This window comes from Ferrovibrio sp. GW821-FHT12F09, assembly GCF_058806775.1.
Genome location: NZ_JBXAPZ010000001.1, coordinates 1,395,648 through 1,409,646 on the forward strand (window position 1 = coordinate 1,395,648; position 13,999 = coordinate 1,409,646).

Genomic DNA, 13,999 nt, shown 5'->3' on the forward strand with positions numbered 1-13,999 from the left:
TCCTCAACGCTGTTTGCAGCGGTTCAGAATCTCGGCAGCGACCTGCCCGATCCCCACTTCCGCCTGTACGCCACCCATCAGTTTCGCGGCTTTGGGCATGCCGTAGACCAGACTGGTCGACTCATCCTGACCGATCGTCTGGGCACCGACCTCCAGCATTTTCTTGAGACCGACGGCGCCGTCCTTGCCCATGCCGGTCAGGATCACGCCGATCGCATTATGGCCGGCATGCTCGGCCACCGAATTGAACAACACATCGACTGACGGGCGATGGCCGGAGACCGGCGGATCATGGTTAAGTTTGGTGTAGTAGTGGCCGCCGGAGCGGTGCAGCGTCAGATGGAAGTCGCCCGGCGCGATATAGACATGGCCGGGGAAGACGCGGACGTTGTCCTTAGCTTCCGTAACGGTCACGGCCGACAGCGAGTCCAGCCGGGCGGCGAAGCTGCCGGTGAAGCGCGGCGGCATATGCTGGGTGATCAGGATCGGCGGGCTGTCGGGCGGCAGGATGGTGATGACTTCCTTCAGCGCCTCGACACCGCCGGTGGAGGACCCGATCGCCACAATGATATCCGTGGAGTTGAAGCCGGGTCCGGGGGTCAGGCGCTTGGGGGTATGGCCTTCCGGCGGCCGGTTGCGCGCCACCACCCGGGCGGTGGAAGCCATCTTCACCTTGGCGATCAGCTCGGTCTTGATCTCTTCCAGAGCGTGCTTGATGTCCAGCGTCGGCTTGGGCACGAAATCGACGGCGCCCATTTCCAGCGCCTGCATCGTGATCGTGGCGCCCTTCTGGGTCAGGGTCGAGACCATCACCACCGGCATTGGCCGCAGGCGCATGATCTTTTCCAGGAAGGAAATGCCATCCATGTTTGGCATCTCGATATCCAGGGTCAGGACATCGGGATTGAGTTCCTTGATCATGGTGCGGGCGACCAGCGGATCGGGGGCGGCGCCCACAACATCCAGCTCGGGATCGCTGGACAGGGCAGAGGTCAGCAGCTGGCGGATCAGCGCGCTGTCATCGACGATAAGAACTTTGATCTTTTTGCCGGCCACTGTGCTGCGTCCCAGAGGAATTAAGCGATCTTGCGATGGATGTTGCGGCCCAGGAGCTTGAACCGCTCGGTGATGCCGAACAGGTTCTCCGAATGGCCGATATAGAGGAAGCCGCCGGGCACCAGCATGTTCGCATAGCGGTCGAACAGTACGCGCTGGGTATCCTTGTCGAAGTAGATGACCACATTGCGGCAGAAGATCAGGTCAAACGGGCCCTTCATCGGCCACTTGTCGATCAGGTTGAGGTATTTGAAGCTGATCAGGCTGCGCGCTTCATCAACGACCCGCACCTTGTCGGCGCCATGGGGCTCGAAATACTTCTTGGCGATATCGGCCGGCATGCCTTCCAGCGCGCTGGCGGCATAGATGCCTTCCGAACCGCGACGCACCATCTCGGTGTCGATATCGGTGGCTAGGATCTTGGCATCCCACTGCTTGATGTCGGGCATCGAGCGCAGCAGGGTGATCGCGGTCGAATAGGGCTCCTCGCCAGACGAGCAGCCGGCGCACCAGATGCGCAGCCGCCGGCCCTGGCTCACCGCGCGCGCGCGAATCTCCTGCAGCGCGGTGGTGCCCAGATGCTCGAAATGATGGTTCTCGCGGAAGAATTTGGTCAGGTTGGTGGTCAGCGCGTTGAGCGTGGTGCCCAGCTCGTCGCGACCCTCCGGCGTGGCGATGAATTCGATATACTGACGGAAGGTTTTCATGCCCAGCTTGCGCAGCCGCTTGGCCAGGCGGGCATAGACCATGTTGTGCTTGGTCGGGCCGAGTTCGATGCCGGTGCGTTCCTTCAGCATGGCGCGCAGGAAATCGTAGTCTCCTGTCGAGAAACTGAATTCCCGGTCTTCAGCGGTTGGAATGTCGGCGGTTGCCATCGGTTCAGCCGCTCTGCGTCAGGCCGCAGCGCCGCTTGACTCCGACGGCGCGGCCAGCAGCGGTTTGCCGGTGTTGTCGGCGGCTTCCAGCATGCGGCCGGAGAACATGCGTTCCAGCCCGATCAGGCCGACCATGCGCTCGCCCACCGTGATCAGACCCTCCATGAAGCCCAGTCCGCTCACCTGCTCCATATCGGGCATCGGGCGGATTTCATCTTCGTTGATGGTGATGATGTCGGAGACGGCATCGACCAGGATGCCGACGATACGGGCCGCGATCGAGACGATAATCACGACATTGTACTTGGTCGGTTCGGTCCGCGGCATGCCGAAGCGGGCGCGCAGGTCGAAGATCGGCACGATGGCGCCGCGCATGTTGATGACGCCGCGCACCACTTCCGGCGTATTGGGCAGCGGCGTGGTTTCCGACCAGGCGCGGATTTCGCGCACCGCCATGATGTCGACGCCATATTCCTCATTGCCGACCGTGAAGGATACCAACTGTACGGTACGGCTGGAGCGGCCAGACTGTTCTGCTTCGGATGCCATGCGGAATGCTCCCTAAACGCTTCAGGCCGCGGGCGCGGCCAACCGCGGCCGTACTGTGCGCTGTTCGTGCTCGGCGATATGCTTGATGCCGGCCACATCCAGGATGAGCGACACCCGGCCATTGCCGAGGATGGTGGCGGCGCCGACACCGCGGATCGGGTCGAAATTCTCTTCCAGGCTTTTGATAACCACCTGCTGCTGGCCGATGATCTCGTCGACGACCAGGCCCATTTTCGAGCTGTCTTCCAGTTCCACGATGATGACCAGGGCTTTGGTCGGATCGTCGATGCCCATCGGCACCTTGAAGATGCGGTGCAGGTAGACCAGCGGCACATATTCGCCGCGAATGCGCAGCAGTTCGCTCTGGTTGGCGACGATATTGATCTGGTCGGGTTCGGGCCGCAGGCTTTCGACGATATTGGCGAGCGGCAGGATGTAGGACTGCACGCCGACCTTGAGCACCATGCCGTCCAGCACGGCCAGCGTCAGCGGCAGGGTCAGGATGAAGGATGAGCCCTGGCCGGGGCGCGACTGGATATGCACGCGGCCGCCGAGCGACTGGATGTTCTGGCGCACCACGTCCATGCCGACGCCGCGGCCGGAAATGTTCGACACCGTATCCGCCGTGGAGAAGCCGGGCAGGAAGATCAGGTTGTCGATTTCTTCGTTGCTCAGCACCGCATCGGGGGCGACCAGTTTCTTCTCGATCGCCTTTTTCATCACCTTGTCGCGGTTGATGCCGCGGCCATCGTCGGTGATCTCGATGACGATGCGGCCGCCGCGCTGGTCGGCCGAGACATGGATGACGCCTTCCGCCTGCTTGCCGGCAGCGGCACGGTCTTCCGGGCTTTCGATGCCATGATCGCAGGAATTGCGGATCATATGGGTCAGCGGATCGCCGAGCTGCTCGATCACCGTCTTGTCGATTTCGGTGTTCTCGCCGCTCATGTCGAGGCGGATCTTCTTGTTGGTCATCATCGCCAGCTCGCGCACCAGGCGGGGCAGGCGGGCGAACACGCTCTTCACCGGCTGGGCACGCATCGCCATCACGCTTTCCTGCAGATCGCGGATGTGATGCGAGAGTTCGGCCAGGCCGTTGGCGAGTTCAGGATGCTGGTCGGCATGCAGATGCTCGGTCTGCTGCGCGATCATCGCATGGGTGATGACCAGCTCGCCCACCATGTTGACCAGCTTGTCGACGCGGTCGAGATCGACGCGGATCGAGCGCGGGGTCTTGGCGTCGCCACCACCGCCGCCAGCTGCACCGCCACCAGCCGCACCGGCATTGGCGCCGGCTTCCGGCTTGGGCGCTGCTGCGGCCTTGGGCGGGGCTTCCGCTTTCGGGGCCGCCGGGGCAGCGGCGGGCGGGGTCGGTTTGGCTTCGGCCGCTGGTTTGTCGGCGGGCTTGGCGGCAGCCGGCTTCGGCGCCGCTTCGGCCTTGGCGGCCGGCGGATTCAGGCAGGTGATTTCCAGCAGGCAGTCATCGAGAACGAATTCGAACACATCCCGGATCGCAGCTTCGCCGCGATCGGTCTCGATCTCGAACTCCCACTTGATATAGGCACCTTCCGGCTGGATCTGGTCGATCGGCGGCACGGCGTCGGCATCGGCCTTGGCGATAAAGCCGCCCAGTTCGCGCAGTTCGCGGATCAGGATCAGCGGTTCGTTGGCGCGCTGATACAGCGCGTCCTTGGGTTCGAATTTGACCACATATTTCAGCAGGGGCGCCTTGGTCGGCGCCGCCGCTTCAGGCTCGGGCTCGGGTTCAGGCTCGGCGGCGGCTGCCGGGGCGGCAGCCATCAGGTCGTCGACATCGCCGCCGCCTGCCAGCTGGGCATCCAGGGCGGCCAGCGCCGCATCCGCCGCATTCGGATCGGCATCGACGCCGATGGAGGCGGCCAGGTCGATCAGCGACTTGCGGCCTTCGTTTTCGTGATCGGGCGGCAGTTCCGCGCCGGTTTGCGCCGCCTTGACCAGGTCGGACAGGATGTCGGCGCAATGCAGCACCAGCAGCACGGAATCCGGCGTCGGCTCCAGCCGGCCGTCGCGCATCAGATCCAGCACGGTTTCGAAAATATGGGCAAAGGCGACAAGGCGTTCGAAGCCGAAGGCGCCGGCGCCGCCCTTGATCGAATGGATGGCGCGGAAAACGGCGTTCAGCGTGTTCTTGTCGCCTTCGCCGGACTGGAGCGCCATCAGATGGCCTTCCAGATCGCCGAGCAGCTCCTCACATTCTGAGAAGAAGGTTTGCTTGAATTGTTCTAGGTCATCCATAGGGCGCGTCCCGCTTCTGCTCCGCGTCGCCGTTTTGCGTCAGCCGGTTCAGGGGCTGACCTTACGGATTACATCCAGCAGCTTGCCGGGATCGAAAGGCTTGACGATCCATCCGGTGGCGCCGGCACTGCGGCCTTCTTCTTTTTTCGACTGGCTGCTTTCGGTCGTCAGGATCAGCACCGGCGTCGCCTTGTTCTTGGCGTGCTTGCGCAATTCCTTGATGAAGGTGATGCCATCCATCACCGGCATGTTGATGTCGGTGATGATGACGTCGATATTGTTGGCTTCGAGCAAATCCAGGCCTTCCTGGCCGTTCTCGCCCTGAATGACTTCGTAGCCGCCCTGCTTCAGCGCGAATTGCAGCATCTGCAGCATCGTCTTCGAGTCGTCGACGGTGAGAACTCTTTTGGTCATGTCTGTACCGGCCATTTCATGAGAAACGAGAACAGGCCCAGATCGTCGAAAGCGGAAACGAAGGCATCGCTGGGGGCTTTCACGACAAAGCCGATGCCGTGCTCCTCCATATGCTTCGCCGCTGACAGCAGAATCTGCACGCAGGGTGTGGAAAGCCGTTCCACCGCCGAGGCATCGATTACCACCTTGCCGCCCTGGGACAAAATCTCGTGGAAGCTATGCAAAAGGGGTTCGGCGGCGCGCAAATCCATGCTCGCTGCCAGAGCGATCTGGGTTGCGTCGTCCGTTTTCGTGACTGTGAACGAATCCATCCACCAATCCCCCTCAACACTCGCGGAGCGAGCGTCGGCCGGTGCTTTTCGGGCCCCGGCCTAGATATTAAGAGCGAGCCTAGCCGAGGGGGCGCTGGGACGGAAGGGGGATGAATCGGAGGTTATCAAAAAACCACAATTTCGCCCGAGGCTTCCGGCCCGGTCGGCCGTTGGCCGCAGGGCGGCGGATGTTTACTGCGGCCGATGCAGGTCGACTGTGCCGTGCTGGCGGGTTTGCAGCACCCGCTTGATCTCGTGATAGCGCTGACGCAACTCCTGGCGGGTGCCGCCGGCCAGCTGGAACATCAGCATTATGGCGCTTTCCAAATCGTCCGCGCAGCGGTCGATACTGTCCAGATCGCCATCGGCCATCTCGGTTTCACCAAGCTGGCGCAAATAATCGGCGATCCACAGGGAATGAACTGCAAGTTGTGACAGCGACAGGCCGTGGAACGTGGTTTCGGTGTTGAAGCGGTCGCTTATGCGGGCGGGTATGACCACCGTCTGCCGGCCGGCCCCTTCGCGCTTCGGGGCGATCGTCTCGATGTCCTCGACATCCACATCGATGATCTGGTCGACGGAACGGGAATGGCTATAGCCGGCGTCATCTGCGCCGGAATCTGCATCACGATCTGCGAACAACCCTTGATCGAAATCCACGGGTGTTCCAATCCCTGAAAAAACCACGGTATCGGTTGGCGAATCGGAGCCATCGCCCGATTCGGTTAGACCTTATCTGTGGGGATTCGGAGGGTCAAGGAAGAACCGCTAGATCGCGGATTCACGTGGCGCTTCGACCACTAGGCCTTGAAAATCAGGCCAGACCGCCGATGCGGGCACCGGTTTTCAGCACCACCTTCTGCAGGCCGGCCACCAGTTCGCGGCCGATGGCACCGCCATCGCCGCTGATCTTCTGGCTCAGCACTACATAGAGCGCATCGATATGGGGGGTCACCACGGCGGCGCTGACGCTCGCCTCGGCGCTGTTGAGACAATGCTCGAGATAGTTGCTCAGGTAATGGGTGATCGTGGTGACCAGCGGATACCCGAAGGTGCCGCCCAGGCCTTTCATGTCCCAGCAGATACGCAGCATCTGCTTGACGCTGTCGCTGTCGTCCAGGCTGGTCTGCTTCAGCGCCTCGAACGAGGCGCGCATGCGGCCGAGATCGTCATCGGCCCACTTGGCGTACATCTTGTGGCCAAGCACCTGGACAGCGATTTCAGCTTCCTTGATGGCTTCCTTGTCGATGCCGCCGGCGCCGACCTTCATCTTGAGGTAATTCGGCGGGGTGACGAATTGCGCTTCGCTCGGCTGTTTCTTGCCGGCGTCGGCGCTGGTCTTGGCGCTGTCGTTGTCAGCCATGCTCTGTATCAACGCTCCTGATGCGGCGGCATAACAGCCGCCACGGTAACGCTATCAACGTAAACATCTCGTATTGGAGCCGCAACCGAATACAGGGTTCTCAGCATAGAGATTAAAACAGCTCCACTTCACTCTTACGTGTGGAAGAAGCCTGTGCGGGTGCATCCTCAGGCGGCGTACCCAGCAGATAATGCTGAAAATGCGCCCGCACCTGTTCCAGCGTCTGGCTTGCCACCAGACCTTCGCCCCAGCCGGCGGCCCGCTCGGTCAGACGCGGCGCCCAGTCGCGACCCGACTGGTCCCGGATGATGTCTTCCACGTAGCGCAGGGCATTGATCACATGCTGCTGGCGTTGGCTGCGCAGATCGTCGCTCTGCATCAGGCTGATGACCTCGCCCATCACCGGCGAGCCGGGCAACTGCTTGCCAAGCTCCACCAGCTTGGCCGCGAAGGACTGGGCGTTGGCGCTTTGCACCTTCTGCAGGTCTTCGATTTCTTCCTTCAGGGCGAGCAGAACGAGGGCGATGAAGTCCAGCAATTCGCGTGCGCCAGCCGGCGCAATCCCCGGCGCGTCCGTGCCGCCAGGTTGCGTCTTGCGATTGTCCTGCGATGTCGCCGGAGCCTTCCCCATACCCCAATTCTTTCATAAATGCCGCGGATTTGCACCCATCCCTGCCGGCAAGCTGCTGATATCTTTCTGTTTATCTCGCCCTTCGGTATTACGACTGCTGGTTGTCGCAGCCAAGGCGTTTCCGGCGTGCATGACCAGACTGGACAATGCCGGCGGGGAATGGAAATTAAAAGCTGATAACCAGTCGCCGCAAGCATATGTCCACTATGGAAAACATGCTAACTACCTGATCGAACAGGGGGCCGCGAGCGGATATGGATCCGATCGATATCAAAGAGATGTTGCATCACCATCATCTCTGGCTAAAGGGAATGCCAACGGGGAAGCCGGCTGATTTTTCCAGCCGCGATCTCAGCGGGGCCGATCTTTCGGGCGCCGATCTGCGGCGCGCGTCCTTCCGCATGGCCAATCTCAGTGGCGCCAAGCTGGTGAAGACCCAGCTGCTGCAATGCGATCTCTTCAAGGCCGACCTGTCGGGCGCTGATCTCAGCGATGCCGATCTCACGCGCGCCGACCTGCGCGGGGCGACGCTGGAGCAGGTCAACATGGCCGGCGCCAATCTGACCGGCGCCAACTTCCGCCGTGGCCTGGAACTGGGGCAAAATGCCGCCGAAGGCGTGGAAGTGCTGCGCCAGAACGTCACCGGCAGCAATTTTGCCGGCGCCACCATGGTTGGCGTCGATGCCCTGGGGGCCGATTTCAGCGGCAGCAACCTGGCCGGCGCGAACCTGCAGGATGCGGCCTTGACCGACTGCCAGATGGTCAGCACCGATCTATCGGGGGCCGATCTGGGCGGGGCGACGCTGGCCGGCGCCAACCTTGTCGGTGCCGAGCTGAGCGGGGCCAATCTGGCTGGCGCGACGCTGCAGGGCGCCAATCTGACCGATGCCCATCTGCATGGCGTCGACCTCACCGATGTCGAGACCTTCGGCGCCAATGTCATCATGGCGAATATGGCGCCCGAGACCGCGGCGACAGCCCCCAAGCCCATGACCGAAGCGGAAATCCGCACGGCGCTGACCGACCACAAGAACTGGGTTGGCGGCGGCGATGGCCGGCCGGCCAACCTGCGTGGCCAGGATCTGAGCGGTTTCGATCTCAGCGGCCTCGATCTCTCCGGCATCAAGTTGCGCGGTGCGGCGCTGCGCGATACCCGGCTGGACAATGTGACCTTCCAGTTCGCCGATCTGTCCGGCGTCGATCTGCGCGGCAGCGCCGCCAATGGTGCAACCTTTGCCGGTTGCAACCTGACCGGGGCCGACCTGCGCAACAGCCGCCTGACCGGCTGCCGCTTCGGCAGCGCCGAAATCATCAGTCCGAAGGGCGAGCAGACCGGTCGCAGGATTTACACGGACCTCTCAGGGGCCCGTCTGAACGGGGCCGTTCTGGAGGGGGTCGACTGGGGCGACGCGATCCTCCATGACGCCAGCGGCCTTGAACCATGACCGGCCGATGGCCATGATGGCCCGATGAGCACGACGCCTGGCAGCATCCTGCGACGTCCCCCGACCGCCGATGGCGGCGCTTCGGGCGACCGCCGGCGTTATTACGACCCGATTCTGAAGGTGAATGTCGTCCAGGTTTTCCAGGGCGACTTTTTCGTCTCGACTCGCGAAGGCGAGATGCTGGCCACGGTTCTGGGCTCCTGCGTTGCCGCCTGTATCCGGGATCCGGTGGCCGGCGTCGGCGGCATGAATCACTTTCTGCTGCCCGATAAGGGCGGAGACACCAATCCAGATTTGCCGTTTTCCGCCTCTTTGCGTTACGGTAGCTACTCCATGGAGCAGCTGATCAACGGAATCCTCGGTGCCGGCGGACGGCGTGAACGCCTCGAAGTGAAAATCTTCGGTGGCGCCAACGTGCTGGCCGGCCTGCGTGGCATCGGCCATCAGAATGCCGATTTCGTCGAACGCTATCTGAAAGCCGAAGGCTTCCGGATCATGGGCGCCGATCTGCGCGGCACGCTGCCACGCAAGGTGCAGTATTTCCCCTCCACCGGCGTGGTCCGCATGAAGCAGATCGAAGACGCCAGTGCGAAGGCGGTGTTCCAGCGCGAGAGCACCAAGAAGATCACTGCCGTCCAGTCGACGGCGGGCAGCATCGAATTGTTTGACTGATCCGCGCGGTCGTATTCGGTTATGGCTTACAAACTCAATAACGTTGCAGTGCTGGTGGTCGACAGCAACCACAACCACATGCAGCTTATCAAAGAGGTTTTGCGACCGCTTGGCGTGACGCGCATTGCGGAATGCATGAATGCCAAGGATGCGCTCACCTATCTCGAAAACAACGTCGTCGACATCATTTTCACCGAATGGCACATGGACGGTGAAATGGATGGCCTCGGCTTCGTCGAGTGGGTGCGCAAGAATCCGGCCTCCAAGAATGTCTTCGTGCCAATCGTCATGGTGACGGCACAGTCGGAAGAGTGGAAGGTGATGAAGGCCCGCGATGTCGGCGTCACCGAATTCCTGGTCAAGCCGTTTTCGGCCAAGACCATGGCCCGGCGCATCACGGTGGTGGTCGAGAATCCACGGCAGTTCGTGCGTACCGACGACTTCTTCGGCCCCGACCGCCGCCGCCACCGGGTGTCCAACTACACCGGCGAAGAACGCCGCAAGGACATGATGGAAAAGGGCGATCAGCAGATGAGCGACGATGCCGTCGAGCGGCTGCTGAACGAAATCTGACCCGTCCTTAACCGGGCCGGCGGTGCAATCCCGGCTTGACGCATCGTCGGCGCGGGACCAAGATTCAGACCAGACAGAGTCCTTTCGGGAGGTCAGTCGTTTCGGCATGAGCGAGGTCGTTGCCTTGCATCAGTTCCGGCATTCGATGCCAACGGAATCCGCGTCGCAGAGCGCGGGTCCTGGTGCGGATGCAAAGCTGATCGTCGCCAGAAGCACCGATCCCCGGCCGGCGGTAGAGCCGGCCGTATTTTTTGACCGCCGCGAATTCAGCCTGATCCTCAATCTGTATGCCCGCATGGTGGGGATGGGCGAGTGGCGCGACTATGCCATCGGGCATGACCGCGACAGCTGCAGTTTTGCGGTCTTCCGCCGCAGCGCCGACGGCGCGCTCTACCGTATCGTCAAGACGCCGAAGCTGGCGCGCAAGCAGGGAGCTTTTGCCATCCTCGGCCAGGGCGGCCGCATCCTGCGCCGCGGCCGCGAACTCGGCGTCATGCTGCGCTACTTCGAACCCAAGCGCGAAGCGGCGCTGTAGGCTGCAGAACAGAAAAAGGCCTCCGCCACAGGGCGGAGGCCTTTCCAGGGTTTGGATAGCTGTAAGGCGATTAGGCCTTCTTGGCCTTCTTCGCCGGCTTGGCGGCAGCCTTCTTCTCACCGGTCTTCTTCTTCTCAGCCTTCTTCTTGGCAGGCTGAGTGGTCTGCGCTTCGGCAGCCGGGGCGAAAGCAGGGGCAACAGTGCCGGCCAGGAAGCCAGCCATGACGAAAGCAGCGGCGAAAGTCTTGAAGCGGGTCAACATCGGGGTCCATCCCTTGAACAGTGCTGCATGCATGCCAGCGAATCGGCAGGCTGCATCGTGTTCATTCTTGCGCCTGTCTTCGGCGGACGGCAATGGTCGATATTTTAGCTGCGACACTCTGTCGATTTACGGGAAATTTATATTTGCGTGACTGCAGCGAGTTCGCGTCGATGCTTGGCCACTGTCGGACGCTCGGCGAGGCGCTGTTCGAAATGCGGCTTTACGGCGGCAAACTCGCCAGCTTTCGCACCGGCATGCAGCCACAGCTGCCAGAACAGATCGCGCTGCGCATGACTACCGCCGATCTGCTGCAGGCCGTGCAGGGCTGGAGGTAATTTTTCAAACACCTCGCGCCAGGCGCCGCGGCCATAGGCGGTGACGCCTTCAGCGAGCGGCAGACCAACACTGCGCCAGATACGGCCGTTCAGATGGTCGGGCTGTGCCGCGACATGCGCACGCAGGCTATCGAGCACTTGCCGCGCGGCCGCGTCTCGTCCCGCTTGGCTCAGTCCCAGCAGGTAATGCGCATCGAGGAAGGGTTCGACATGCTCGGGCCCGCGGCGCTCCAGATAGTCGGCGACGTCTTGCCAGCGGTCGCCGACAGCGAGGCCGGCGATCTCCAGCCGCGCCAGCAGGGCCACGGCGTTGACCTGGTCCTGGCTGTACTCTTTCCATACGCCCCAGACCTGCGCGTCATAGAGCCGCAGGGCTTCCTCCGGCCGGTCGCTGTCGATGGCGAACAGGCCGACATGCCACCAGTTGTGGCTGCGCATGAAGGAGTTCTTGTCGCCCCAGGTATCGGCCAGCGCCATCATGGTCTCCAGGCCTTCGGCGCACCGGCCCTGGGTTTCCATCACATGGGCCAGCGCATGATGCGCCCAGGGTTCGGCGCGCTGGAGGCTGATGGCGTGGCGGGCGGCAGCTTCCGCCTCGTCCAGCCGGTTCATCTCCTCCAGTCCGAAGGCCAGCATGCCGTGCATCTCGGCGACATCGCGGTGATGGGGAAGGGCGGCTTCGGCGATGCGCAGCATGCCGGCCAGGTCGCCGACATGGAACATGTGGAACTGCGTCATCTTTACGGCGGCCAGATCCTGCGGCCAGCGCGCGGCGATGGTGCCGCACAGATCCATCGCCCGTTCGGCATCGCCGGCCGCCCAGGCGCTTACCTGGGCATGCCACAGCCGTTCGCGTTCGGCTGCCTTGGCCAGATGCGGTTCAGCCGTTGCCAGCCACGGCCGGGCTTTCGCCACCGACTGCCCGGTCTGAAGGAACAGCTCCAGCGCTGCGGCCTTGGCCTGCGCCATCACGCAGGCCGGATCGGCTTTGGCCGCCTCCCAGATCGCGGCCGCCGTAGTGCCATAGGTGAGGAAGCTGGTGTCGAAGGTATCCAGGCCTTCGATCACAGCCGGATTGTCGGTGGCGACGTCGAGGCCCCAGCGGTCTTTCAGCATTTATTTCGCGGCATCCTGCCAGTCGTTGATCTTGTCCAGCGGATAGATCGGCCGGCGCACATTCTTGTAGTCGATGATGCTGTTGTCCGAGGTGGTGACGCCTTCGCCGTCCAGGGTGAAGGTTGCTTTTGCAAGCGGGGCGAAGCCGGCGCGGTAATGGATGCGGGACTTCAGCAGCAGGTAGCGCTTGTGTTCGGGTTCGATGCCGACCGAGCGGAACACGCCGGTATCCCAGGGCTCATGATGCCGCGAGACCACAACAATCTGCATCCGGCCCTCGACTTCCAGCACGGCGGTCGGCCCCATCATGACTTTGTAGCCCGTATACATCGGGCCGCGCACGACCCATTCGCCGTCAGTGATGGTGCGCACCCTGCCGGTCAGCGTCAGCGGCTTGCCCTTGAGCTTGAGCGACGGCATCTCGCTCTTGCCGCCCAGCGCCAGCGTCACGGTCGCGCCAACGCCGGCCTTGCTCATGATCTGCACGGCCTCCGGGTCCCAGACAGCGCCGACGGCGACATCCTCCAGGCCCTGTTTCAGCACTTCCGCGATCACCATCATCACATCCTGGGTGCCGCCGGAGCCGCAATTGTCGGCGTGGTCCAGCAGGATCACCGGGCCATCCTTGATCTTCTTGGCCTTGGCCACGGTCTCGGCCAGGTCGCGGTGCTGGTAGACATGGATGTCGCGCTTGTCCCAGACCTGCGCTGCGATGCGGTCGGCGCTGGCATCCGCCTCGGCCTGGTCCCGACCGACCGTGATGACGGTCGTGCCGGCATCGCGGATATCGGCCATGGCAAAGCCGCCAAAGACGCTGGCGCAGGGCAGGCCCTTCGCTTCTTCGTCAATGCAGGCCTGGATCGCCGATTTCATCGGCTCGTCATCGGTGCCCTGGCAGAGCGTCTGCGACAGCAGGGGCAGTTGGCGCAGGGCCATCGCCGGCTTCGGTCCCTTGCCGGCAATGAAGGGCATCACCACGCGGCCGACCTGGCCGGCCACCACATCCATATCGACATGCGGATAGGTCTTGTAGCCGATCAGCGCCGTGCAGTTGGTCACCATCTTGGGCGTCAGGTTGCAATGCAGGTCGAGCGTCACGGCAATCGGCAGATCGGGGGCGATCTGGCGGATCTGTTCCAGCAGCGTGCCTTCGCCGTCTTCCAGGCCCTCCACCACCATGGCGCCATGCAGGTCGAGCAGGCAGCCGTCGCAGCCGGCGCGCACCGCCTCCAGGATCGGATCGGTCAGGCGCTTCCAGGCATCCTTGGTGACCAGGCCGCCCGGCATCGCCTCGGCCGCCATCGGCAGCACCACCTCGGCGCCGTAGTCCTTCGCCAGGTTCAGGTAGACGCCCAGCGGCATGTTGGTCTTGGCATAGGCATCGATAGCGGCCTGTCCGGTATAGAGGCCCCAGGATTCGAAGCGGGCGAAGTCGGTGACAATCGGCGAGAAGGTGTTGGTCTCGTGCTTCACCATCGCGAGGACAAGCTTCATGGGGCGGGGCTCTCTTGCTGGGCTGAGTAATTCGTAGGCAGACGAACGAAAGCTTAAAACCGCGCCACCAGCTTTGTCACGTTGGATACGACGC

16 protein-coding genes are annotated in these 13,999 nt (G+C 62.7%); 4 read left to right on the forward strand and 12 right to left on the reverse strand.

Annotation, left to right across the window (positions count from 1 at the left end; all coding sequences use genetic code 11):
* Positions 1–3: 3 nt before the first annotated feature.
* The 9 genes from AC1ROB_RS06980 to AC1ROB_RS07020 all read right to left on the reverse strand — a co-directional run bounded on the left by AC1ROB_RS06980 (position 4) and on the right by AC1ROB_RS07020 (position 7,473).
* Complete coding sequence (locus AC1ROB_RS06980; protein ID WP_492971923.1) at positions 4–1,056, reverse strand: protein-glutamate methylesterase/protein-glutamine glutaminase; 1,053 nt, start codon at positions 1,054–1,056, stop codon at positions 4–6.
* A gap of 20 nt (positions 1,057–1,076) precedes the next feature.
* On the reverse strand, positions 1,077–1,931 hold the full coding sequence (locus AC1ROB_RS06985; protein WP_492971922.1) for a CheR family methyltransferase: 855 nt from the start codon (positions 1,929–1,931) through the stop codon (positions 1,077–1,079).
* Between the two features lie 18 nt (positions 1,932–1,949).
* The gene (locus AC1ROB_RS06990; RefSeq protein WP_492971921.1) at positions 1,950–2,480 is read right to left on the reverse strand and encodes a chemotaxis protein CheW; all 531 of its coding nucleotides are present in this window, start codon (positions 2,478–2,480) and stop codon (positions 1,950–1,952) included.
* Positions 2,481–2,501: 21 nt separating this feature from the next.
* Positions 2,502–4,754, reverse strand: a complete 2,253-nt coding sequence (locus AC1ROB_RS06995) for a chemotaxis protein CheA (protein ID WP_492971920.1) — start codon at positions 4,752–4,754, stop codon at positions 2,502–2,504.
* A 48-nt stretch (positions 4,755–4,802) separates the two neighbouring features.
* The gene (locus AC1ROB_RS07000) at positions 4,803–5,168 is read right to left on the reverse strand and encodes a response regulator (protein ID WP_492971919.1); all 366 of its coding nucleotides are present in this window, start codon (positions 5,166–5,168) and stop codon (positions 4,803–4,805) included.
* Positions 5,165–5,479, reverse strand: a complete 315-nt coding sequence (locus tag AC1ROB_RS07005) for an STAS domain-containing protein (RefSeq protein WP_492971918.1) — start codon at positions 5,477–5,479, stop codon at positions 5,165–5,167. Before AC1ROB_RS07005 ends, AC1ROB_RS07000 begins: the two co-directional genes overlap by 4 nt.
* A 192-nt stretch (positions 5,480–5,671) precedes the next feature.
* A complete protein-coding gene (locus AC1ROB_RS07010) occupies positions 5,672–6,139 on the reverse strand; it encodes a hypothetical protein (RefSeq protein ID WP_492971917.1) in 468 nt (155 codons plus the stop codon).
* Between the two features lie 154 nt (positions 6,140–6,293).
* Positions 6,294–6,842 carry a hypothetical protein gene (locus AC1ROB_RS07015; protein ID WP_492971916.1) on the reverse strand — a complete coding sequence of 183 codons (549 nt, stop codon included), beginning with the start codon at positions 6,840–6,842 and terminating at the stop codon, positions 6,294–6,296.
* Between the two features lie 112 nt (positions 6,843–6,954).
* Positions 6,955–7,473 carry a hypothetical protein gene (locus tag AC1ROB_RS07020; protein WP_492971915.1) on the reverse strand — a complete coding sequence of 173 codons (519 nt, stop codon included), beginning with the start codon at positions 7,471–7,473 and terminating at the stop codon, positions 6,955–6,957.
* Positions 7,474–7,784: 311 nt separating this feature from the next.
* Between AC1ROB_RS07020 and AC1ROB_RS07025 the strand changes: the two genes are divergently transcribed.
* The 4 genes from AC1ROB_RS07025 to AC1ROB_RS07040 all read left to right on the forward strand — a co-directional run bounded on the left by AC1ROB_RS07025 (position 7,785) and on the right by AC1ROB_RS07040 (position 10,698).
* Positions 7,785–8,918, forward strand: a complete 1,134-nt coding sequence (locus AC1ROB_RS07025; protein ID WP_492971913.1) for a pentapeptide repeat-containing protein — start codon at positions 7,785–7,787, stop codon at positions 8,916–8,918.
* A gap of 24 nt (positions 8,919–8,942) precedes the next feature.
* Positions 8,943–9,590 (forward strand): chemoreceptor glutamine deamidase CheD, encoded by a 648-nt coding sequence (locus AC1ROB_RS07030; RefSeq protein WP_492971912.1) that lies wholly within the window; start codon positions 8,943–8,945, stop codon positions 9,588–9,590.
* A 21-nt stretch (positions 9,591–9,611) separates the two neighbouring features.
* Complete coding sequence (locus tag AC1ROB_RS07035; protein WP_492971911.1) at positions 9,612–10,163, forward strand: response regulator; 552 nt, start codon at positions 9,612–9,614, stop codon at positions 10,161–10,163.
* A 106-nt stretch (positions 10,164–10,269) separates the two neighbouring features.
* The gene (locus tag AC1ROB_RS07040) at positions 10,270–10,698 is read left to right on the forward strand and encodes a DUF2794 domain-containing protein (protein WP_492971910.1); all 429 of its coding nucleotides are present in this window, start codon (positions 10,270–10,272) and stop codon (positions 10,696–10,698) included.
* A gap of 70 nt (positions 10,699–10,768) precedes the next feature.
* Here the strand turns inward: AC1ROB_RS07040 and AC1ROB_RS07045 are convergent, their stop codons facing one another.
* The 3 genes from AC1ROB_RS07045 to AC1ROB_RS07055 form a co-directional block, all read right to left on the reverse strand.
* Positions 10,769–10,960: a hypothetical protein gene (locus AC1ROB_RS07045; protein WP_492971909.1), complete on the reverse strand. Its 192-nt coding sequence runs from the start codon at positions 10,958–10,960 to the stop codon at positions 10,769–10,771.
* A 137-nt stretch (positions 10,961–11,097) separates the two neighbouring features.
* Positions 11,098–12,411, reverse strand: a complete 1,314-nt coding sequence (locus tag AC1ROB_RS07050; protein WP_492971908.1) for a tetratricopeptide repeat protein — start codon at positions 12,409–12,411, stop codon at positions 11,098–11,100.
* A complete protein-coding gene (locus AC1ROB_RS07055) occupies positions 12,412–13,905 on the reverse strand; it encodes a M81 family metallopeptidase (RefSeq protein WP_492971907.1) in 1,494 nt (497 codons plus the stop codon). It lies immediately after the preceding gene.
* Between the last annotated feature and the right edge of the window lie 94 nt (positions 13,906–13,999).

What these genes read in the sequence shown, in the direction of transcription:
- AC1ROB_RS06985 (WP_492971922.1), bottom strand. Translation starts at nt 1,931, where the DNA reads ATGGCAACCGCCGACATTCCAACCGCTGAAGACCGGGAATTCAGTTTC.
- AC1ROB_RS06990 (WP_492971921.1), bottom strand. Translation starts at nt 2,480, where the DNA reads ATGGCATCCGAAGCAGAACAGTCTGGCCGCTCCAGCCGTACCGTACAG.
- AC1ROB_RS06995 (WP_492971920.1), bottom strand. Translation starts at nt 4,754, where the DNA reads ATGGATGACCTAGAACAATTCAAGCAAACCTTCTTCTCAGAATGTGAG.
- AC1ROB_RS07000 (WP_492971919.1), bottom strand. Translation starts at nt 5,168, where the DNA reads ATGACCAAAAGAGTTCTCACCGTCGACGACTCGAAGACGATGCTGCAG.
- AC1ROB_RS07005 (WP_492971918.1), bottom strand. Translation starts at nt 5,479, where the DNA reads ATGGATTCGTTCACAGTCACGAAAACGGACGACGCAACCCAGATCGCT.
- AC1ROB_RS07015 (WP_492971916.1), bottom strand. Translation starts at nt 6,842, where the DNA reads ATGGCTGACAACGACAGCGCCAAGACCAGCGCCGACGCCGGCAAGAAA.
- AC1ROB_RS07020 (WP_492971915.1), bottom strand. Translation starts at nt 7,473, where the DNA reads ATGGGGAAGGCTCCGGCGACATCGCAGGACAATCGCAAGACGCAACCT.
- AC1ROB_RS07025 (WP_492971913.1), top strand. Translation starts at nt 7,785, where the DNA reads ATGCCAACGGGGAAGCCGGCTGATTTTTCCAGCCGCGATCTCAGCGGG.
- AC1ROB_RS07030 (WP_492971912.1), top strand. Translation starts at nt 8,943, where the DNA reads ATGAGCACGACGCCTGGCAGCATCCTGCGACGTCCCCCGACCGCCGAT.
- AC1ROB_RS07035 (WP_492971911.1), top strand. Translation starts at nt 9,612, where the DNA reads ATGGCTTACAAACTCAATAACGTTGCAGTGCTGGTGGTCGACAGCAAC.
- AC1ROB_RS07040 (WP_492971910.1), top strand. Translation starts at nt 10,270, where the DNA reads ATGAGCGAGGTCGTTGCCTTGCATCAGTTCCGGCATTCGATGCCAACG.
- AC1ROB_RS07045 (WP_492971909.1), bottom strand. Translation starts at nt 10,960, where the DNA reads ATGTTGACCCGCTTCAAGACTTTCGCCGCTGCTTTCGTCATGGCTGGC.
- AC1ROB_RS07050 (WP_492971908.1), bottom strand. Translation starts at nt 12,411, where the DNA reads ATGCTGAAAGACCGCTGGGGCCTCGACGTCGCCACCGACAATCCGGCT.
- AC1ROB_RS07055 (WP_492971907.1), bottom strand. Translation starts at nt 13,905, where the DNA reads ATGAAGCTTGTCCTCGCGATGGTGAAGCACGAGACCAACACCTTCTCG.